Annotated in this window: 19 protein-coding genes; 10 read left to right on the top strand and 9 right to left on the bottom strand. The window is 34.5% G+C overall.

Annotation, left to right across the window (positions count from 1 at the left end):
• Positions 1–101: 101 nt before the first annotated feature.
• From JAZ75_RS22565 to JAZ75_RS22530, 8 genes are all read left to right on the top strand, one after another.
• Positions 102–2,681 (top strand): DUF3857 domain-containing protein, encoded by a 2,580-nt coding sequence (locus JAZ75_RS22565; protein ID WP_208698681.1) that lies wholly within the window; start codon positions 102–104, stop codon positions 2,679–2,681.
• Between the two features lie 56 nt (positions 2,682–2,737).
• Positions 2,738–3,550: an alpha/beta hydrolase gene (locus JAZ75_RS22560; protein ID WP_232789302.1), complete on the top strand. Its 813-nt coding sequence runs from the start codon at positions 2,738–2,740 to the stop codon at positions 3,548–3,550.
• 232 nt (positions 3,551–3,782) lie between these two features.
• Positions 3,783–4,277 (top strand): hypothetical protein, encoded by a 495-nt coding sequence (locus tag JAZ75_RS22555; protein WP_168128047.1) that lies wholly within the window; start codon positions 3,783–3,785, stop codon positions 4,275–4,277.
• A 207-nt stretch (positions 4,278–4,484) separates the two neighbouring features.
• Positions 4,485–5,207: a response regulator transcription factor gene (locus JAZ75_RS22550; RefSeq protein ID WP_132771974.1), complete on the top strand. Its 723-nt coding sequence runs from the start codon at positions 4,485–4,487 to the stop codon at positions 5,205–5,207.
• A gap of 6 nt (positions 5,208–5,213) precedes the next feature.
• Positions 5,214–6,572, top strand: coding sequence for a sensor histidine kinase (locus tag JAZ75_RS22545; protein ID WP_168128048.1), 1,359 nt, complete (start codon positions 5,214–5,216; stop codon positions 6,570–6,572).
• A gap of 130 nt (positions 6,573–6,702) precedes the next feature.
• Positions 6,703–7,215, top strand: coding sequence for a hypothetical protein (locus JAZ75_RS22540; protein WP_021189777.1), 513 nt, complete (start codon positions 6,703–6,705; stop codon positions 7,213–7,215).
• Positions 7,202–7,702, top strand: coding sequence for a hypothetical protein (locus JAZ75_RS22535; RefSeq protein ID WP_031288155.1), 501 nt, complete (start codon positions 7,202–7,204; stop codon positions 7,700–7,702). The genes JAZ75_RS22540 and JAZ75_RS22535 overlap by 14 nt, the downstream gene beginning before the upstream one ends.
• Positions 7,686–8,435 (top strand): YoaK family protein, encoded by a 750-nt coding sequence (locus JAZ75_RS22530; protein ID WP_132771972.1) that lies wholly within the window; start codon positions 7,686–7,688, stop codon positions 8,433–8,435. The genes JAZ75_RS22535 and JAZ75_RS22530 overlap by 17 nt, the downstream gene beginning before the upstream one ends.
• 4 nt (positions 8,436–8,439) lie before the next feature.
• Here JAZ75_RS22530 and JAZ75_RS22525 read toward each other — a convergent pair whose 3' ends face one another.
• Both JAZ75_RS22525 and JAZ75_RS22520 read right to left on the bottom strand, forming a co-directional pair.
• Complete coding sequence (locus tag JAZ75_RS22525; protein WP_208698679.1) at positions 8,440–9,282, bottom strand: GNAT family N-acetyltransferase; 843 nt, start codon at positions 9,280–9,282, stop codon at positions 8,440–8,442.
• Between the two features lie 102 nt (positions 9,283–9,384).
• Positions 9,385–10,314 (bottom strand): helix-turn-helix transcriptional regulator, encoded by a 930-nt coding sequence (locus tag JAZ75_RS22520; protein ID WP_168128050.1) that lies wholly within the window; start codon positions 10,312–10,314, stop codon positions 9,385–9,387.
• 161 nt (positions 10,315–10,475) lie between these two features.
• Here JAZ75_RS22520 and JAZ75_RS22515 point away from each other — a divergent pair, with 161 nt between their 5' ends.
• A complete protein-coding gene (locus JAZ75_RS22515; protein WP_208698677.1) occupies positions 10,476–11,744 on the top strand; it encodes an NAD(P)-binding domain-containing protein in 1,269 nt (422 codons plus the stop codon).
• 117 nt (positions 11,745–11,861) lie between these two features.
• Here the strand turns inward: JAZ75_RS22515 and JAZ75_RS22510 are convergent, their stop codons facing one another.
• From JAZ75_RS22510 to JAZ75_RS22490, 5 genes are all read right to left on the bottom strand, one after another.
• On the bottom strand, positions 11,862–12,140 hold the full coding sequence (locus JAZ75_RS22510; RefSeq protein ID WP_021189784.1) for a hypothetical protein: 279 nt from the start codon (positions 12,138–12,140) through the stop codon (positions 11,862–11,864).
• A complete protein-coding gene (locus JAZ75_RS22505; protein ID WP_208698675.1) occupies positions 12,134–12,907 on the bottom strand; it encodes a hypothetical protein in 774 nt (257 codons plus the stop codon). Before JAZ75_RS22505 ends, JAZ75_RS22510 begins: the two co-directional genes overlap by 7 nt.
• A 422-nt stretch (positions 12,908–13,329) precedes the next feature.
• Positions 13,330–14,343: an SMP-30/gluconolactonase/LRE family protein gene (locus JAZ75_RS22500; protein ID WP_208698673.1), complete on the bottom strand. Its 1,014-nt coding sequence runs from the start codon at positions 14,341–14,343 to the stop codon at positions 13,330–13,332.
• A 398-nt stretch (positions 14,344–14,741) separates the two neighbouring features.
• Positions 14,742–15,257 (bottom strand): hypothetical protein, encoded by a 516-nt coding sequence (locus JAZ75_RS22495; protein WP_021189788.1) that lies wholly within the window; start codon positions 15,255–15,257, stop codon positions 14,742–14,744.
• 199 nt (positions 15,258–15,456) lie between these two features.
• Positions 15,457–18,006: a prolyl oligopeptidase family serine peptidase gene (locus tag JAZ75_RS22490; protein ID WP_208698671.1), complete on the bottom strand. Its 2,550-nt coding sequence runs from the start codon at positions 18,004–18,006 to the stop codon at positions 15,457–15,459.
• A gap of 302 nt (positions 18,007–18,308) precedes the next feature.
• Between JAZ75_RS22490 and JAZ75_RS22485 the strand changes: the two genes are divergently transcribed.
• Positions 18,309–19,760: an FAD-dependent oxidoreductase gene (locus JAZ75_RS22485; protein WP_208698669.1), complete on the top strand. Its 1,452-nt coding sequence runs from the start codon at positions 18,309–18,311 to the stop codon at positions 19,758–19,760.
• A gap of 110 nt (positions 19,761–19,870) precedes the next feature.
• On the opposite strand, the gene JAZ75_RS22480 is transcribed toward JAZ75_RS22485, so the two are convergent.
• Together JAZ75_RS22480 and JAZ75_RS22475 are read right to left on the bottom strand one after the other, a co-directional pair.
• Positions 19,871–21,163 carry a TolC family protein gene (locus tag JAZ75_RS22480; RefSeq protein WP_208698667.1) on the bottom strand — a complete coding sequence of 431 codons (1,293 nt, stop codon included), beginning with the start codon at positions 21,161–21,163 and terminating at the stop codon, positions 19,871–19,873.
• Between the two features lies 1 nt (position 21,164).
• On the bottom strand, positions 21,165–22,298 hold the full coding sequence (locus JAZ75_RS22475; protein WP_021189792.1) for an ABC transporter permease: 1,134 nt from the start codon (positions 22,296–22,298) through the stop codon (positions 21,165–21,167).
• Position 22,299 lies beyond the last annotated feature (1 nt).

The following is a 22,299-nucleotide window of genomic DNA, read 5'->3' as shown; positions in this document are numbered from 1 at the left end:
ATCTTATCATCTTGATCTTTATGTCTATAACAAAGCAAAATTTTGCTTGTCATATCGATAATAATTTAATTTTTATATCTTTAACATAAGATTATTAACCAATGAAATTTAATTCATATTTATTTTTTTTATTCTTTATAGCGGTTTTGTTTAATAGCCATGTTCTGGCTAATAACAAACTTAATAAAGCTCCTGTTCCAACTTGGGTTAGAGCGAATAAACTTTCACCTTCAAAAATTGATATTAAAGATATAGGACAAGGGTATTATTATGATTTGATTGAATATCAGGTTAATATAGGGGAGCAAATTAAGTTTTTTAGAGATGTTAAAGTTTTATTTGATAGTAACGGTGCTGAAAATGCAGGTCAAATTTCAATAAACTTTGATCCAAAGTATCAGCAGGTTACTCTTCATGAATTGAAAGTAATTAGGGATGGGAAAACTATTGATAAGCTTGATGTCGGTAAATTTACCTTAGTTGCTACTGAGACCGATTTATCTCGATTTATCTATAATGGAACTTATTCTGCTTATTATATATTGGATGATTTAAGAAAAGACGATAAGATTATCGTTTCATATAGTTTGAAGGGATTTAATCCTGTTTTTGAAAATAAGTTTTTTGACAAATATTATCTGCAATCTTATGAACCTATCGGTTTGGCAGTAGTTAATTATATTGTTCCGAAAAATAGGAAGTTAAATTTTAAATCGCATAACAATGCTAGTAAACCGCTTATAGAAGAAGGTAGTAATCACGTTTCTTATAGCTGGGAAGAGCAGTCGTTTCCTGCCGTTGAATTTGATGAATATGCGCCTGCATGGTATACAAATCTACAATGGATAGAGTGTACAGAATTTAATTCTTGGTCAGAAGTAGGGGGCTGGATGGCGCAGACTAATCCAACTGTAGATTTTAAAGACGGTTCTCCGCTAGCACTTCTAGTTGATAGATATTGGGATGATTCTCAGGGAGATTCGATGAAATTTCTGAAAAAGGTAACACACTTTGTGCAGAATGATATTCGTTATATGGGAGTTGAGCTGGGTGAATTTTCTCATCGTGCTAACACACCGGAAAAAATTTTTAATCAGCGATACGGTGATTGTAAAGATAAATCGTTGCTGATGATTTCCATGTTAAAACGGAAAGGAATAAAAGGATCTTTGGTTTTAGCGAATTCGTACCTTACATATGGTATGGAAGATTATCTACCATCGCCAGGTGCTTTTAATCATGTTGTGGCTGCTATTGAGATTGGAGACAGACAACAGTATATTGACCCTACCATCACTAATCAAGGTGGCGGGATTACAGATTTATATTTCCCTTACTATGGTAGAGTTTTAAAAATCGATGATTCGAAGCATTTGACATCTGTTGATAAAAATGTCAATGGATTAACAAAAATTTCAGAAACTTATTTGCTAGATAGTAAGGGCGGAGCAATTTTAGAGGTTAAAACGAGCTATAGCGCCTCTAGTGCAGACTTTATAAGAACTTCATTTAAAGAAAGTGCAAAAAATCAGATACAAAAGAGTTATTTGGATTACTACAAAAAAATGTATCCCAAAATTTCCATTAAAGAGTCACTAAAATTTGAAGATGAGTTTGATAAAAATATTATTCATGTAACAGAGAGGTATTATATTGAGAAAATTGGTGAAAAAGATGAGGCGTCAAATAAAAATATCTTTGGCATATATGCGAGTCAAATTAATAATAATTTACCTGAACTTAATTCATCAGAAGGTTTAGCGCCTCTTGGTTTGTATTTTCCGTATTGCTTAGAATATGATATTCGCATCGTAAATCATGGCGGGGTTGAATTTAATCCAGAAAGAGAGAGCTCTTTCATTGATCGTGATTCTTATTATTTTGGTAAAACTGTTAAAACGTCAAAAGACACGCTTATTATCAGCTACAATTTTGGATTCCACAATCCTTTCGTAGCATCGAGTGATAAAAAACAATATGTTGATGATTTTAAAAACAGAGATGTTTTATTGTACAATGCATATTATATTGAGGATAATGGAATAATCGTCGGCTCTAATATTTCAGGTAAAATCAGTATGCTTACAATTTTTGGATGTGTTTGCATTATTTTAATCTGTGTTATTTTTATACTTCGCTATAATAAAACAGCATCATCTTCAATGATTCAATTATACGAGGAGCCCGAATACCATTCAGTTGGGGGATGGTTGATTTTATTAATTATTTCGATGGTAATTACTACTCTAAGAGTTGCGTATAATTTTTTTGAGTCTGGGTATCTAACTCAGGAGATCTGGGAGAGTTATAGGTATACTAGTTATTTTCCGGACTATGTTCATAAAATATTTGTTGCGAGTGAAATTTTATTAAATATCATTCTCTTAATGGGTTTTATATACTGCATCTATTTATTTAGTAAAAAAAGAGATCTTTTCCCACAAACTATGATTGTTGTGCTCGCTGTGATGTTTCTTTCAAATGTTGTTTTTACTTTTTTTAATTATTTTTATATGAGTAATATTTTAGCTCTCGATGTAATTTCTACAAATGTGAAGAATATCATCTACAGTGTGCTATGGGGGATGTATCTTTATAATTCAGAACGTGTGAAAGGAACTTTTGTAAACGCTTATAATCAAGAATTAGCGATTGATAAAGATACTGCACTGTCGGAATAGATATGACTACTATATTTTTATTTGCCAGTTTTATGTATGCGTTTTTAAATTAGATCATGATGTTGTATAAAATTTTTGTATTCTTTTGTTTAATCTTAACTAATTTTACTTCTTCAGCTCAGGGTTATAAATTGTTGCAAGATATTTCTTATGTAGAAAAGTCTGAAAAAGATATGTATAAACAAGAGCGCTGTAAGTTAGATTTGTATTTTCCGGAGGACAAATCGAGTTTTGCTACAGTCGTATGGTTTCATGGCGGAGGATTAGAGGAAGGAGAAAAATATGTACCATTGGAGCTTAAGGAAAAGGGGATTGCTGTAATTGCTGTTAATTATAGATTGAGTCCCAAAGTAAAGGGGCCAGATTATATTGATGATGCTGCTGCCGCTGTTGCCTGGGCGTTCAATAACATCACAAAGTATGGTGGTGATCCTACTAAAATATATGTATCTGGGCATTCGGCTGGAGGTTATCTAGCATTGATGGTCGGATTGGATGTGAGCTATCTGAAGAAATACCATATAGATGCTAACCAGATCAAAGGTATAGCACCTATCAGCGGACAAACAAATACCCATTACACTATCAAGAAGGAACGTAAACAGTCAATGGAAATACCCATTATTGATCAGTATGCACCTATTCATTTTGCTAGAAAGGATGCTCCTCCGACTTTGTTGATTACAGGTGATGCTAGATTAGAATTACCTGCCAGATATGAGGAGAATGCACATCTGGCCAAAGTGCTTGAAAACTTAAAACATTCTAAAACGGAGTTATTCCAATTACAGGGTTTTGATCACGGTGCTGTGTATGCCCCAGGTTGTTTGTTGTTATTAAGATGGATGGAGAAATTAGACCGAAATTAATAATGAAAATTTAGGAATAGATTAAGATACCTTGATCTTGTTGATTTTTAATCTATTCTGATTTTTACGGTTTATAATCTTCTTTCAGATTTTGAATTGAATTCATCGTCATATTATTTTTTGTGGTTTATAGTAAATGAATGAGAATATTGCTTAAAGTGTTAGGGAATTAGCAATTGTACGAACTATTTAGGTAATTTAATGTTATTGATTATACTAAACTATGCCAATTATGAAAAACGAAAAGATCAATATGGATGCGCGTATTTTACAATATAATCTGCATTATGGTTTTATGGAAAATCCTATGATGTTCAATTTTGAATATAATCCTCACAGACTTATTGTAAGAAATTATGCGCTTAGGAATAATCACATAGAGGTATATAAAGGTTATCTGCTTAACTTTTTTCCAGATAGGGCCACTAAAGAATTGGAGCAGTTTGGTGTAGATATCTTACATTTAAAATACTTTAATAAAGACGAAGCATCAAAGTGGCTAATGACTCAAGATGTTAAAATTTTACAATCTGATATTAATGCAGATGATCAAGATGCTGTGTTTAATATTGTTTATTTATCAGATCAAGATGATATTAACCCTTATCTGAATGAGGACAATGATGATTTCATCTTGCGTCATTCTTGTCCAAATCAAGTACTTAAATCAAGAGAAAAAATATGGTTAGATACGAGAGTTGATGGAATTGGTTTGCAATTCTTATAATTTAATTGATCCGTTTCTGACCTTCTTCTATTTTATTTATTTCGTGCTGAAAACACCAAAGTATAATAAGGTATTTCACTTTTTATTTTCTAGCATGGTCTCTGGTTTCATATTCTTTGCTCCGATATGTCTTCAAATTTGTGTGTGAGTTACCAAAAGCTTATTTTTATCTTTTGAAGGAATTAAAAGGTAATCAGATATCATGTCATGAATATAGAGCAACAAAAAATTATCTTGGTAGAAGACGAACAAGATGTAGCTGATTTGATTGTTCAGGGCTTGGAAGAGGACGGTTATCAGGTAATTCATTTAAATAAAGCAAATTTATTGCAGGAGCTGCTTAGCAATCATGATATATCTCTCGTACTGTTGGATATATTGTTACCAGGTACCAATGGGCTGGAGATTTGTAGACAAATCCGGTTTTGGGGTTATACTGATTTACCTGTGATGATGCTAACTGCCTTGGGAACTCCCGAAAATGTTGTTCTGGGTTTGGACAACGGGGCTGATGACTATCTTTCTAAACCTTTTAAACTGATTGAACTTAAAGCAAGAATTCGTTCTTTGATTCGACGCAAGCATTCCATACTTCAGGCTACACAGCGGGATCAGGAACCAGTCCATGAGATATATAAATACGGTTTTTTTGAAATCGATGATTATAAAAAAATAGCTTATTGTGAAAAACAAGAATTAACGCTTACGAGTACAGAATATCGATTGCTTTTATTGTTTATCCAAAATCCCAAAAAAGTATTTGAGCGTAGCGAACTGCTTGATCGGGTATGGGGAATAAACTTTGATATTGGTTCTAATGTAGTGGATGTTTATGTTAACTATCTCCGCAAGAAAATAGAAAAAGTATCATCCAAAAAAGCTATACATACAGTGATCGGTATGGGATATGTTTTAAAAGTCGAAGATTAAGATTTTATGCATAATTATAATAAAAAGCTTATTTACCTCATTACCATTCTGGTTATCTATGTCTGTTGTTTTGTTGGTTTTATTTTTTATTCTATTTCCAATTTTGCGTTTCGCGATTTTTATAAACGGTTAGATCTGAGACGGAATATAGCAGCTGAGAAGTTTTTAAATAATGGTAGCGCAGATCAAAATAACCAATGGAGCTTAGAATTTATTGAGAATCTTGATAATCAGCACGAATTTCTTGTCGAGTTTGATGCCGCTGGGAATATTGTTAAGAGTCGCGGTTTTAATCGAAAGCTATGGAGTAAGATCGATAAAAAAGGTGTTTCTAATTTTAAATCCGATAGTCAGTTTTATTCGACCAAATTTTTTGAAAAGGATGGACGGAGGTATATAATTGGAGCTTCTGCTGAGAACTACTTTTATACGCATCATCTTGCATATCTTCGAAATCTGCTGATAATTAGTTTAATCTTGGGTATACTTTTTATTTTGGTAGTTTCCGTTTTTATGAAACGTTCTTTTTTGAAGCCTATCTTAACAATGATGAAGGAGGTGCAACAAATAGGTTCTGAAAATTTACATAAAAGATTGGATGAAGTTAAATATAAAGGGGAACTTAAGGATCTTGCCAGCACTTTTAATAATATGTTAACAAGATTAGAGACATCATTTGAAACTCAGAAAAATTTTATCAGTAATGCTTCACATGAATTGAATACTCCTTTGACTTCCATAATAGGGCAGGCAGATCTGGCACTATCAAAAGAGCGAAGTAAAGAAGATTATCAAAAAACTCTTTTGAAAATTATTTCATCTGCTGAGCATTTAGAAAAAAAAACAAAGGCACTTTTGTTGTTGGCACGTACTGGTTTTGTCAGTAATTCATCTTCTTTTAGTCCTGTTCGTATTGATCAAATTATAATGGATGCAGAGTTGACAATCAAAGCTATTAATGATAAGTTTCGTATTGTTACTGATTTTGACTTATTGCCAGATGACAGTATGCGTCTTAAAATTAATGGAAATGCTATTTTACTTCAATTGGCTTTGTCCAATATTATTAGTAATGCCTGTAAGTACTCATCTAATAGGACTGCCTATATTGCTTTAGGTGCTTTGGATAATAAGGTGTTTATTTTGATCAAAGATGAGGGCATAGGTATCCCTTCAGAAGATTTGGAACATATTTATGATCCTTATTTTAGGGCTTCAAATACCGATGGTATTGACGGTTATGGTATTGGCTTGCCTTTGGCTCGCAATATCATTAAATTACACGAGGGGACGTTAAAAGTTAAATCTTCTGTAGGAAAAGGAACAACAGTTGAAATAGAGCTCCCTACTTATCTTAAATTTTAATCCTATTCTAATCTTTTCATTTGTTTTAATCTCATTTTAATTTCAGCTTTGAAATTCTAATAGAAAGCTAATTTCAGCTTCATTCCATTGCAATCTCTCGGTGTTAACTTTGTATCAAAAGTAATTTGATATGAAGAAACGTATATTGATTCCTAGTGATTTTACAATAGATTCCCTTTTATTTGTGATCCAAAGTCTCGAACATTCGAAGGCGAAAGAAGTGGAGGTCGTATTGGTATATGGCAACCGCAGTAGTACGTCTATCAGTGAATTGCTAGGTATTAAACTGGAGGATCAACTGTCAGATCTTCATTCGGAAGATTTTATTAAAGCTTGCCAGATGATCTGTAATCGCTATGAAGATCGGAAGTTGGTCATATATACGGATATCATCGGTACCGACAATTCAAATTACTTACATAATTATTTATTAGGCGCAAAGATTGATGAAATCAGAGTGCCATCAAATTATGCATTTGAAAAAAGAACTAAGCATTTTTTTGATGTAGGAAAGGTTTTACTGCGGTTGAACGCGCGTAAACTGGGGCAAGTCGGAATTATACAGAAACCCGGTACTGAGAAATTTGAGTGTAATGTTTTATCTGATTTATTCTTTAAAAAAAAATGGGATGTCAATTATTAAAATAAATCTGCTGGTTAAATTCAACTTTATCTTACTTGCTTTGCTTCTTTTTTTAGCAACAACTATGGTGATGTTTTATGAAAGTCCAGAGCGTATGTTGGAAGGAGAATGGGTCGAACAAGGATGGTATTTTGAAAAAGTGGATAATATGCCATCTTTTCAAAAGCAATCGACGATTCATGAAGAAATTAAAAATACTCTGATTGCACATTTACCGCCTCTTCAAGACGGTTTGTGGCACTTTGAAAGAAAAGGAAGCCGCAGTTATATTGCCCATCATCATGATAATAGATATAATTGGTTTTTAAAGGGAAGAGGTCATATTTTGGAGCTACGGAAAGACGATAAACTTGTGGAAAGTTTTGTGATACATGAACTTAGTGATACCAGATTAATACTACATCTTAATTTAGATCTACAGGCTAAGGGAATTGCACGAATTGTGTTGGAGAAAGGAGAAAAAATAAATTATGCTAAGAAAATATAGTAATCATCGCACGATACAAGACAATATTAAATTGGGATCCTTGACTGCTTTTTCAGCAGGTATGGTCAATGTCGCATCGGTCATCGTTTTTTTTTCATTTACCTCAAATGTAACGGGGTATTATGCCATTTTTGCTCAAGAGATTGCTAAGGGTAACTGGTATCAGGGGGCTGTAGTTTTATTCTGGATATTATTATTTTTAATCGGCAGTATGCTTTCGAATATGATTATTATTCATGGAAAGGGGCGTTTTAGTGCTTTTCTTACTCATTCTATACCTTTAGTTCTTGAAATATTAAGCATATTATTTGTCGGCATTTATCTGGATTTTTTTTATAAAGATTCTTTACAGGAAACAGAAATCTTGGTGGGGGCGTTGTTATTCGCTATGGGGCTACAAAATGGATTGACTGCCAGTATTTCAAACTCAGTAGTAAAAACGACTCATTTGACTGGGCTTACAACAGATCTGGCTATTCTGATTTCTATGTTTACAAAGGAATCTAACAGACATAATAAAGCACTTGTTGATAAGTTTAATTTATTGTTGAGTATAGTAATGGCTTATGTTGCGGGCGGGCTGTTAAGTGGTTTATCATTTGCTTTTTTGACCAATAAGACATTTTACGTAGTATGTTTTGTCCTATTGATCATAGGCTCTTATGATTACTATAAGCTATATATTATCAAAAAACAATATGTGCAGCGACACCGCCAATCATTAGTTTCCTAGCTTTTTATATATTTTTTATCATTTCAAGTTGAGACACATTATTTTCAAGACTTAAACTTTTAAAAAATCCAGTGCTTTCTGAGGAACTATTGTCGATATTAAAGGCATATAGTTCTTTTGATCCGGTTGATTGTGTCATCGCATTTATCAATTGTGTTGCTATGCCTTTCCGTCTATGGATTGTAGGAACTGCAATTTGTTGTATTCTTTTTGTCTGAGCATTATAGATTATATATCCGGCCAATTCGTCTTCTAAATACGCGCAGAGGATAGTAATCTTATCTTTGCTTTTTTCTAAAGTTGTTATGGAATTTTGCCAAGATGGTTTAATTGACCAAAAAGATATAAAATCATCCCATTTAAAATTTTCTACTTGTTTAATAGATAAAAAACTGGATTTCTTATCTGATTCAAAAGATCCTTTAAAACAATCTAGCGTTCTATTAACCCGATAATTCATTTTCTCATAGGCGCGTATTGCACGTTGGTTACCGACAATAACTTCCAGTACCATATGATCTACATCAAGATCTCTTAGTTTTGGGATTAAGTAATTATACATTTTACCTACCAAACCTTGTCCTCGAAAATCAGGAATGACTCCAGTAGCAGCATTATAAGCGACCAATTTTTCACCAGTATGATTTAAGGCATGAAGCATAAAACCAACTAATTTACCTGAATAAAAAACTCCTAAAGATAAATCAAGCCGGATGTTTTCGGTGAAAATTTTATATTCCAACTGCTGAGAAGTAAGTTGAAATGGAACGATATAATCAGAAAATGATTGGTTCAAAATTTCTGTAATGTAATCAATTCTGATATTTTCTAAAGTTGTAATTTCCATTTTTTATTACAGAATGCTTTCTTATTATTTTTGAGTAAGATGAGTGAACTATTCTATTCTATTCACTTTACTAAGGTATAACTTTCTTAAGTGCTAGAAGTTTTACTGTTTTAGTGTACCTGGAGAAATGCCAAATTTCTTTTTAAATGCTGTTATAAAATGTTGGGGATTCTGATAACCGATGTGGTCTGCCACTTCATTTACATATTTATCCTCTTCTAACAACAGCCTTTTTGCTTCTTCCATTTTCAGATCTTTGATGTAGCTGTATACTGTCATTCCAAAAAGCTCTTTAAAGCTTAGCATAAGTTTCCGTTTGTTCATGCCAATAAGTTGAGCCAGTTGTGTGATGGTTAGGAATTGGTCCATGTGCTGCTCGATTAGTTGCTTCGCATGAAAGAGTTTATCTCTATCCATTTTTCCAAAAGAGAGAGATTTTTGGTGGGGATGATTATTGGATTTTTGTAATTGCAGTAGGAAAAGTTCTGTCATTTTTGCTTCCATATATAGCCCGCGCATCTTTTGATTGTAAGGGTTAATTTGAATCTGAGCAATTGTATTACGCATTGCTGGAGTAGTGGTCATCACAGTTCCTGAGAATAGATTTGATGTGTCAGAAACAAAATCACTTAATAATTTTTCAAAATGAGATTGGCCTATCCTAATTTCCAAAAAACTTCCTGTTTCAGTTGGAGACATCACAATATCTTGTCTATAATCTTCTAAATATGTTATAGTATTGCTTCCTTTTATAAGATTCAATGGTTGTCCGGAACGATAAGCTCCACTAGATCCATCTAATCTGAAGTGCATTTCAAGAGCTTCTTTTTCAATATTAATCTGGAGTTGCTCTTCTTTAATTAATGTGTAATTGCACTGGATAAATTGTAACGAATCAAAGGTCGTTTCGTGAAAAAAAAACGCACCACCTGATTTTGTTTTTATATTATGTTTCTTTTCCGAATAAGCAGAAAACTTTTCGCTTTTTAGACTATTGCGTTGGATAATAGTTAATTCCTGATTTTGCATCATTGCGTAGGTTTTAATCTCTATTGCGTTATCTTCTCTCGATATGTAATGATAATATTTGTACAAAGGTAAGCAAATAAGTTTTTATGTATTGTTTTGGAATGAACTCGATATACAATTTGCTTTATTCCTTCATAAGTTGAATTTTTTTAAGACAGTTTAAAATGAAAGTTGAAAAAATACAGGATGTTATTGTTGTCGGAGCTGGGCAAGCTGGACTGGCCATAAGCTATTATCTTAAAAACCACAGAATAAAACATATCATATTGGAGCAGCATTTTATTGGTTATTCGTGGAAAGAGCATCGCTGGGATTCATTCAAAATGAATACACCGAACTGGATGACCACTCTTCCTGGTATGGATATTCCGATTAATAAAAGGGAATACTTTATGACTAAAGAAGAATTTGTAATGTATTTGAAAAAGTATGTTCGAACATTTAACCTACCTATATTAGAAAACCATAAAGTAATCGGAATTGAAAAAACTGACATAGGTTTTGCTGTTAATATAGAGAAGGAGGGTGTATTTTATACATTTTTATCAAAAGCAGTTGTAATCGCTTCGGGTATTATGAATAAGATTTCATTGCCCAAGCTATGGAAAAACGTACCTGCTCATGTAAAACAATTTCACGCTTCCGAATATAAGAATGTGAAACAACTGCCTACTGGAAATATATTGGTTGTGGGAGGTGGGCAATCAGGTTGTCAGATTGCTGAAGAACTGGCTCTGGCAAAGAGAAAAGTATATTTAGCTGGAAGTAAAGTCGCAAGAGCACCACGCCGCTATAAAGGGAAAGATATCATGGAATGGATGGATCGGATGGGGATGATGGATATGTCCAGTAAGTTGTTAAAAGAAAAATCTCATTTACTTGCTGTGCAACCTCAAGTTTCAGGTCTAGGTTTGTTAGGACATACGGTAAGTTATCAATCATTGTATAGTATAGGGGTCACAATTCTTGGTGGTTTAAAAGGCGTAGATGATGAAAATCTATATTTTGACGATAATGCTAAAAGTAATATCCATTATGCAGATGAAACCTCGGTTTTTATTAAGAGTCAAGTAGATGCTTACCTTGAAAAGCATTCTGCATTTATTTCAGAAGAAGAGGAGGATCTTTCAGATTGTCCTGATAATAACTATGTTTCAGCTTCCGATTTACGTATACTTTGTTTAAGAGACTTTGATATAGCTACAATAATTTGGGCTACAGGGTTTGGCTATGACTTTAGTTATCTAAATGCATCTTTAGTTGATGATAAGGGAAGACCTGAGCATGTAGATGGTGAAATGCTAACGGAGGGTTTTTATTGCATAGGCTTTCCCTGGTTACGGAAGAAAAAATCAGGACTTGTTTTTGGAGTAAGTGATGATGCAAAAGCAATTGTAGAAAAAATTATGCAAAATTTGAATAAGAACCAATGAATTGAAGTGTAATTTTTATCCCTTTTGAGCAAGAAGGTATTGTGAATAAAATGTCTATTTCGACATTAAAGACTGCTATCTGCATAAAAAGATAGCAATCTTTAATGGTCTGATCTATTATGAGTTGTTTAGTGACTCATAAATACTATTGATTAATGTCCGTATTTGAGAAATATTTTGATTAGAAAATGAAAATTCATCTGAGAATCTATTTGCCCCTTTCAAAAATTCTCTCAATTCCTGACCGTGCTGAATGTTATCTTCGTTTATGAATCTGTCTTTGTAGTTATTGAGATAGTTTAGATATGCTTGAATAGTGGTTTCATTTGCGGCTTCTTTTTCTATTAGTTGCAATAACTTTAGATAATCATTTTTTATTTTCTCTGAACTTACCATGATAATGGAATTTGTATTACTAATTTTTTAAAAGCATCGTCTCTAACTGCTGGAGGGATGAATAACTGCAGTTCTCCTCCAGGTAGGTGTGGATTAATTACACCTGCTGTAATAGGTTGTTTTGCGGTAATTCCCTGCCAAACTTTTAAAGTCTGCTTTTGTGGAACTTCATATTCGTAGCATTTACTAAAATCGTTCCAAGCGGGCTGAACGGCAGTACCACCAATAACAGCTCCAACAGATTTTGGTTTTTCCTTTGTCCAGTATCCTCCTGCAGGATTACCTCCGGTTACCCGGTAAATTTTTGTTCCGGAAGGTAGAACCGTTGCTGTTGCATCAACAAAGTTGGCGGCCTCAATAGCTGGTAGATCTAAAGCTGGATCATTCCAATCCGGATGGTTAATACCTGCCAATAAACCATTTGATTTATAATCAGATTTTGCGATTCCTGGAATATTGTTCCAATCTTCTATATGAACTCTTTGGTGATAAATGCTGATTGCAGTTTCAAGTTTAGTCATTAAACCAGCTTTATCACTCGTTTTAGAGAAAGCTTCTTTTAGCTTCGTATTATCTAATCCTTTTTCTACCCAATTATTTAATTTGGCCTTAGTACCTGTACCAAGTGATCTTTCCAGATCATCCATCCATCCGGTTGGGTTTTCAATTTCTTCATTAATTGGATCATTGTCTGAAGAACAGTTAATAACAAGTTGACTTGTGAAAATCAACAGAATTAACATCATTTTTTGTGTAAATCTAGTCATAAGAATCTTACGGTGTTTAGGTTTTTGATAAAAATATATTTAATAAAAATTAATGAGTTTAGATTTGAATGGTATTTTTTAAAACTAATTTTGTTCTATTAGGGAATTAAATTCATTTTTTATTTTATTTCTTATTTATTATTTATCAATTTTAATCATAATTAATTAACCCTGCAATAGGAAAATTAAAATAACTTTACATAATTAGGATGTGATTCTATTTTTATGGAATTTGCGGTGTAGCATTTTTATTATAAGCAGGTAAAAATTTAATTTTTACGAGCGATTCTGCTATAACAACATTTTTTTGTATTCTTTTGGTTGTCAGCTGAAACAAAAACATCATTGCTAAAAGGGGGATAGCAAGTGCTGGAAATCAAGATTTATGTGATACGTAAATCGAATGTTCTGAAATTTGGATATTATAATTTCAGAAGGGGAACGCGTAAGAGTTTATCAGAGGCAGTTATATATAGATATCCATCTCCACCGAAATTACAGTTTGCCGTTGCAATTCCGAGTTTAATTCTACCTATTACATCTCCTTTATCGTTCAGTATGATAATTCCGCTTCCAGCAGCGGCAAAAACATATCCGTCAGGATGTACTTTAATACCATCGGCAGCCATTGGTTCTGATGGAAACTTTAATTTGAAATCAACAAAAACCTCTGGTTTTCCCACTTCCAATTTATTATTTAAAGAATATTCCATAATAAATGGGTGCTTGTGATCACTAATGGAGACATACAGTTTATCTTGTTTTGTTGAAAGTGCTATACCATTAGGTCTTGTTAAATTAGAGATTATTTGGATCGCGTTTCCAAAGGAATCTAGTCGATATACACCATTACTAATGATCTCTCTATTTATAGTATCCACTTCCCGGTTAGGGAGTCCGTAAGGAGGGTCAGTGAAAAAGTAATCTCCATGATCATGTTGACAGATATCATTAGGGGAATTAAATCTGAGCTGTTTCCAGTGTGTACTTAATGGTGTAAATTTTCGTTTATTGAGATTGATCTGAACAATTTGTCTATTCCCATGATCACATGCAACGAGATATCCTTCTTTGTTGATCACGAGCCCATTAGTACCTGGTTCTTCACTGTAGATCTCAGTTCCTTGGTATCCTGCAGGTTGTATAAATTTCTCTACTCCATTTTTTGAGGACCACTTATATATGGTGTTCAGCCTTGTGTCGCTAAACAAGAGATAGTTACCTTTTTGAACCCATACCGGTCCCTCTGTCCACTGGAAACCTTCTGCTAGTAACTCAATTTTTATAAGAGGGTCAATTATTTTTTTAAAATCGGGGTGAAATACCTCTATTTTAGCTTGATCATAGAATTTTGAAGGAGTTTGTCCGAATACAGGTGATGAAAATATTATAGTCAATATAGCTACTGTCAATTTTATGTTTCTATGAATAGTCATTATTAAAATTTTGATTGTGGTTTAAATTGAGTATGGTTTTGAATAGATCAGCATTTCTATAAAGTTTTATCCTTTTATAAAACACAAAAATTTAAAAACTATTGGTACTCAGTTATTAATAAAGATAGTAATATTTATCGTTTACTAAAAATAATCAATTCTTCTTATCCAGAAACTTAACTATATGTATGTTTAAGGTTATTTCATGGTTGTATATATTAACCTTTGTTTAGGTTAGATGGCAGAGGAGAAGATCAAAATAGCAGTAGCTCCCGTTTATTATTTCAGATTGGAAGATGAATTTTTATCGGTTAGGGTAACTGAAGTTTTATGATAAAAAAACTCCTGCAAACTTTATGTTGTGCAGGAGTTCCTTTTTTTGTTAGCTATAATTTCGTTTATTTTAAAACGAATTTGAATCCCAATGAGAAACTTGATGGATCAAAGTTAACATCATGAGAAATATTCCACCAAGGTTTCCAATCAAAATGCATCGCCAATGGAGCGGAAGGAATTCTAAATTCTAAACCGAGCGCTGGTCTTATTGCAAAATCTACATGCGTATCATCACCATCTTTCCAATGATACTTTTTGTACCCTTTATCATAATCGATAAACGATACTTGCGGACCAACACCAATATACCAGGAAAGACCACGAGCTCCTGGAATTCTTTTGTTATAGGAATAGTCAACGCCTAGCACTGTGATATTATCCCCAAATAATACCTGTGCATTTACAGCGTCATTTCCGCCAAAGTTATGTTTTATTTGTGGACCAAATAAAGTTTCGCCATCACCTAAATCTATCCCTAAACCAATGGCCGTACGATAAGGTGTTTGTGCATTTGCCTTCTGATGAGCGGCAAATAATAAAGTAAAAAGAGTAAGAAAAGGTAGAATTACTTTTTTCATGATAATTATAAAAAATATTAGTTTAAGTTTTCAAAAGGAAAACTTTCGCTGTTATAACAAATAGTTTGCCAATCCTCTCTAATTTAAATGTTGAAAAAGTCATCATTTTGCTAATGAGGTAGTTATTTTGTTGTTTAATATTTTTTAAAGCTAGATCACTTTACAATTTAATTTTCTGATTCTATTTGCCTTATTTTTTTTATTTTGCTTCTATCTTCCATTCATTCGAGTAAAATCCTGCATCTATTATATTCTCTGGACCATTTTTTAACATATCTAAATTGAAGAACATATAATCTGGAAAACCACTAGCTCCTGCAAAATATTGATTTGCTCCTGTGGCCTGCATTCCTTTAAGTCCAGTTCCTGTAATCACGCCAACACCTCTGGTTTCGGTTCCTGGTTTTTTCCAGTAAAAGTAACCGCCTAAATCATTGCCTTTATAAGTTTGTTTATCTATTTTAATTTGATCAGACGTTACCGTAATTGGGCAGTCACTAAGCAGTTTGTTCCAAGCACTATTTGTTTTTGCATTACCAATTAATATAATATTGCGATCAATGTATTTTTCTGCATCAAAGTCGCGGTCAGCTATCACATCAAATGTTCCATTACCTCTGTAATACCATGCTTCAGCATCATGGAGTACTTTTTCTAAAGCCCATTTATTTTCGTCTTTAGTTCCGGTTGTACCATAAACATACACCATACTGTGGTTAAAGGCCTCTTTAAAAGAACCGTTCCGATGAGGGCCTTTTTGATCTAGCTTTGGTCTTTCAACAACTAACCAACCTTGGGTTTCTCTTTTGAGGTACACTACAGATTGTTCAATTGTATTCCATTGATAGGTAATTGTATTGGAGCTGTCGATATCAATCGTGATGGGTTCATTTTTCTGAAAACCTTCCAAATTTAATTTCAATATCTGTACATTATCTGTTTTACCGATTAGGGTTCTTTTCTCCAGATTTCTAGTAAGTACAATTTGTGAATAATCAAGTGGCTTAATCTGTTGATAGATCGTACTCCAGTAGTATGTCGCTGAGATACCAGGATTGGCTGTTTTGAAATCAATATGATCGACTTCGTTTGTTGTTTTTCTTTGATGTATTTTAAAGTAATCAAATAGAGGTTTCCAGTCGACACTTTCATTACTGTACCAATGTGATCCACCTGGATATTCGTAATAGCTAAAATCCGGATGAAAAGTTCCGAGTAATTTACGCATTTGACGTGCATATTCAACAGATACTGTTCGATCAGCATCACCATGGAGCACATATATTCCTAAAGGTTTGTAGTTGCTTGCATATGCAATTACATCACTTTGATTTCCTGACTTTAATAATATGTCTTCATACATATTTCGGCCTTTTTCTGGTATCAGCCCATCAGCAGATCCGTAGCCTTTTAAAGTTGGATATCCTGCACAAGGTGCTATTGCTGCCCACTTTTCTGGATAAGTAGCGCCTAGGAACCAGGTGCCGTGTCCGCCCATGGAATGACCAGTTAAGTAAATTTTTTGACTGTCTGGCTTTAACGTTTGTTGGGCAAGGTCGAGTACTTCTAAAGCGTCCATTCTGCCCCAATCCTCCCAGTTGAACCCGCGGGGGCGACGATTGGTCGGTGCGACAAGTGTTCCCCAATCCTTTGCTTGATAAGCCTGTGCTTGCCCTAAGGCTTCTACACCGGCACCATGTACTGAAAAGAAAAGTGCATCTCCTGCTTTTTCTCCTCCTAAGGCTGGATTTACGGCATAATATTGTAAACTATTATCTATTTTGCTGATGAATGTGATTCGATAGGGAGTATTTCCCGATACACTTCTCAGTGGTATTTTTTTCGTCTCGATCAACTTTTCTTTATCCCAGATAGCGATATCAGTTTGTACTTCACCTAAACTATTTATTGCAGATGCATCAATAGGAACGATAATTTTCCGTGTACTATTGGCCATAAGAACAGGTGCTGTTGAAATTACTTTTCTCCCTCCAGTATTGCTCTGAATTTTTATATTATGAATATTTTTATTACTTGTATTAATCAGAACTAGGCCGATAAGGAGATTCTGATTTTGTTTACCCTGTACGATATCTGGAAGTGTCAGGTCTTCGGTTGCTATCTGTATTTTGTTTTTTGGAAAACTGAGTGTCGCAGCTATAAATGAACCTCTTACATAAAATTCGTTTAAGCCTTTCTTCAACTGGACGGGAATATATAGCCAGCCCATACGATAGGGGTCGCCAGTATGCATTTCACCATTAATAAGAACTGCGCTATTCCCTCTGATATTGAGTAGAGCGGCCTGTTCTTTATTTGAATGGTAAGTAAGATAAAGATAGCTCGGGCGCGGCCCTCTATATGTTGATGCGGCAGATGTTGTGTTCTGACTTTGCTCTGCAATACGACCTGGTCCTGGTGGATTATTGGGTTGCTGTAGGTTGGTCGCTGTATTTTGTTGACGTCTAAAGAAGCCACTAGTATCGGCTTTTACAATAGTCCATAAAGCTTTATCATCTTTGCCATCTAAAGTTGTTCCTGCCACAGGGGTGGATAATTTATGCTGGTAAAAATACCAGAGTAGTTCGTCTGTATATATGGCTTCCCTTCCATAGGTAAAGGATGCTTCTATGCTAAGCCCTTCTGTAAAGCGATGTATGTTTTGTGCCGAAGAAGGTATGATTATTAAACTTAAAAACAAGATTATGAAAATCGATTTTATATTTAAGAGTGATTGCTGGTATTGCATGTTGAAAAAGGTTTAGTAAATCTAATATACATATCTTTATTGAGCTCCTCTTCATTCTTGATGTGAATTCAATGTTTTTGCGTCTGAGTGGATCAATGTCGTCTTATAAATAAATATTATTCGGGTTATTTTTTGCAATGGCGAAACCTATTATTTGTCGTAAATTTGTATCATTACTTTGTTGCAATCTATTGATAAAGTAATGTTTTATACTATTTAGTAGTATCATAGACGTAGGTCACTTAGCTTTTACTGTACTCGTAAATTGCTAATTTATCTGAATATGTTAAAGTAAAGTTGAAGTGAAGGAAGTAGAAAATAAAGGAACTTATTGGGTGATGTGCCGGGAATGCTTGGGACGCGGAAAAAAAAGACGTAAGCTTAGTAAGAAAGTACGGTTAAATTACCAGCTTGCATGCGATCAATTTGAAACAATGAAAGGTGAGGGCAATGTACCTGTTCGCCCTAAAGGTCATCAATATACTTGTTTGCACTGTAATGGTTCGGGCTTGATTCTGTCTAACGAACCAGTTATACCTGACGAAGAGCATTATCCACATGTTGCTATTATTGGTGCGGGTATTGGTGGTATTGCGCTAGCGGTGGCGTGTATGCACCGTGGTATTCCTTTTACGCTTTATGAACGCGATCGTGACTTTAGCACTAGGTCTCAGGGTTATGGACTTACTTTGCAACAGGCTAGTAAAGCTATTTCTTCATTAGGTATTTTAACTTTGGACGAAGGTGTGGTTTCCACAAAGCATGTGGTTCATACAACTGCAGGTGAAGTGATAGGTGAGTGGGGGATGAGGAAATGGTTGTCTTCGGATGTTGAGATGGTTGCGAAACGTTCGAATGTACATATAGCCCGTCAATCACTACGGCAGGCACTTTTACAGCAGCTTGGTGGAAATGATAGAATTAAGTGGGCACATCAATTGGTGAATTTTAAGCAAGACGAGAACGGGAGGGCTGTCTTAGATTTCCAAGTGAACGGTGAAATCATAACTTCGAAAGCCGATTTAGTAGTTGGTGCAGATGGTATTCGAAGTTCTGTCCGCAAGTTATTGCTTGGTGATGATGTGAATCCTTTACGTTATCTTGATTGTATGGTGATATTGGGTATTTGTTCTTTGAGTGCGCTCAATAATATCACAAGCACTTTATTGGACGGTGCGACGGTTTTTCAAACAGCTAATGGAAATGATCGTATTTATATCATGCCCTATACTTCAGATTCTGTTATGTGGCAACTTAGTTTTCCTGTCTCTGAAAATGAAGCAAAAGCTTTAAGTTTACAGGGACCGCAGGCCCTTAAAGAGGAGGCATGCCGCAAGGCGCCATGGCACGATCCTATTCCTCAGATTCTAGCTGCTACCGAGGTTGATCTTATTTCAGGTTATCCTGTGTATGATCGAGCGTTACTTGAAGCGGGGCTTATGGATAATGGGAAGCAGGTAACATTATTCGGAGATGCGGCCCATCCTATGAGTCCCTTTAAAGGACAAGGGGCAAATCAAGCCTTACTGGACGCATTGGCATTAGCGCGGGGTATTTCAAAAGGATGTGGATCATCTCATTGGAAAAAAACTGGAATAAGGGAATCCGTGTTGATGGAGTATGAGTCAGAAATGATAACACGGAGTGCTGTCAAAGTGAAGGATTCTGCAGATGCTGCGAAATTTCTGCATTCAGAAATGGTACTTTTTGAAAGTGATGCGCCTAGAGGGAGCTGTGTAAAGAAAATTGAATAGGATTTAATTTAGTTTTCTTTAATATGAGTTTTCTGTGATTTAATGAACGTTTTCCTATCTCAACATTAGTAAAAAACAATTCTCAAGGTTATAATCAATATGCTTTTCAATCAATTTGATTGATTAACTCCTATTTTATCTAAGAGTAATTTGATCAGATCAAATTCTGCTTGCCATACATTCTGTTTGGCTTTATGATAGGAGAGAATTGATTGATTGTAATCTGATAACATGGAGCGTCCCTCTCGATATCGTGATTCTTGTTCTTTTTTTTCTTGTGCTGCCAATTGTTCAATATTATGAAAGCGGAAGAGTTTTTGTTGTGCAGTCTTAATTTTAACAATTTGCTGTTGCGCATTGATCTGGTCGATTTGCTGTTCCTGATGTAATTGTAATTCCAATACACCTGAATTTAATATTTCTTTTTTCAAGGTTGGCTGTGCAGTAAAATAAGCGGATAAGGGTATGCGAAGCACTAGATTGATGTAACTATTTCCATACCACGAATGGCCTCTATCCAAGCGGAATTCATTACTAAAATACTGTTTCCCTAGGTAGGCGTTTGTTGATAGGGTCGGCAACAGCTGTTTTTTGACACCTTGCATCTGTAATTTGTTGATCTGTTGATCTAATTCTAATGACTTAATGGTATAATTTTCCTGTTGCAAATTTTTGACGAAAGAACAGATTTCCTCGATATTTGAATTTAAGGATTGTGTTTGAGCGAGATCGGTATACTTTCTTAACTCTAAGTCAGCATCTTCTAGAACCGACCAAGCATCGTATAGTCCGATCAGATGCTGTTCATATTCTTGTTGCGCATTTAAATACTGACTAGATGGGAGACGTCCAGCTTCATAACGAGCTTTGCTAATTTTCAAAATTTCATTATAAGAAGCAGAATCCTGTAATGCGAGCTCATACTGTTGTGTTGCAAGTACAACAGAAGCATAAGCTAGTGTAGCATTTTTTTTCCACTCTTGTATATGTTGCTCTTTGTTGATATCTTCTTTTTGTATTTCAAATGATTTTTGTTTCTCATCGAGCTGTCGTTTTGGATCAAATAAATTCCATTCCATCTGTATTCCCGCTTTGGAAGACCATTTTGTGGCAAATTTTAAAGGAAGTATAGCACCTTCCAATGCATTCGGATCAAATGCAATTGCCGGGACTGGCGTGGTCGGGATAATAAGATTCCGTTGCAGGTTAGCATCTATGTAAAATACCGGAATACGAGTATTTCTTAATTCTTTTAATTCCTGTATTTTAATTCCTCTTTTTAAAAGATCTTGTTGGTATATGAGGTTTTTATCAACCTCTTTCCATAGTTGTGCAATGCTCAATTTTTGTGCTTGAACGAAGATTGGAAAAATTGTTAGTATAGTAAATAGGATCTTCTTCATGTTAAAAAACAGATGCCGGTTCTAATTTGGTTATTTTTCTAACTGCAAATAATGAACCGCCAATTGAAATAAGCAATGTAATGAATAGTAGAAACAAGGCAAAAAGTGGGGAAATATCAATTACTAATCCAGCACCGGCAACACCGAATTTAAATCCTGCCAATAAAAACATGGCAATAAGATAGCCAATGACAGCATATAAAAATGCTTGAGCAATAATAAGTTTATTTACATAGCTTTTTTTTGCTCCGATCGCTTTTAGCGTCCCATAATCTTTAATTCTATCTAAAGCAGATGAATATAAGGTAAGTCCGATAATGAAAAAGCCACTAATCATAGCGAAAAGGACAAGAGTTCCAAAGCTCATTCCCATATTGGAGGTAATCAAGATTTCTTTGATTGTAGACTGTTGCAATTTCTTGGCATCCCAAGCACGGAGCTGTGGAAATAATTGCTGAATATCGTTGCGTACCTTTTCCTTATCTGTTCCGGGCTTTAATCTTGCAATAATGATGTTGACTTTAAAAGGAGATACATTTCCCAGAAATATGGCATTTTCCATAGAGGTATACATTAAACTTGCTCCGAAAGCTTGCGCTTGCTTTGTTATTACACTAATTTTGGCACTTTGACCATTGATTTCTATGGCTTTATCGACAAATAAATTTGTATTCCATGTTTTTGAACTGAAAAACTCGGCCGACACTGTACTTGGAGTTGTTAATGAAGATAAATTTCCTTCCTTTATCCTTTCGGTCTTAGGGCCCATAACAAAGTCTGGAGCATCGGCACCAATTAGCGTTACTGAAGCCGTTTTTCCATCTAAAAAAGTTGCTCGTGCTGGTGCTAATATTACAGGATAGGTATGCTCAATATCGTTTAAGCTCCCTATTTGCTGAACCAGTCGCTTATCGATACTATTTACAGCATTTATATTGTTACTCTGTGCTTCAATAATCCATAGATCATTTTCTTGAACAGGAGCATTGCCCACTAGATTTCCCATTAGCCCCATCAGAAAAAAAAGGAGCCCGAGCTGTTGTCCGATTAGAAAGATACTGATGACAATTGCCGTAATGATTCCTACACTTTTTGCGCGATCATATTTGATGAATTTAAAAGCTAATGCTAACATG

It is taken from the genome of Sphingobacterium sp. UDSM-2020 (genome assembly GCF_016132525.1).
GTDB classification, from domain to species: Bacteria; Bacteroidota; Bacteroidia; order Sphingobacteriales; family Sphingobacteriaceae; genus Sphingobacterium; species Sphingobacterium anhuiense.
The sequence above is the reverse complement of the archived record's forward strand: the minus strand, read 5'-3'. Positions and strand labels throughout refer to the sequence as shown.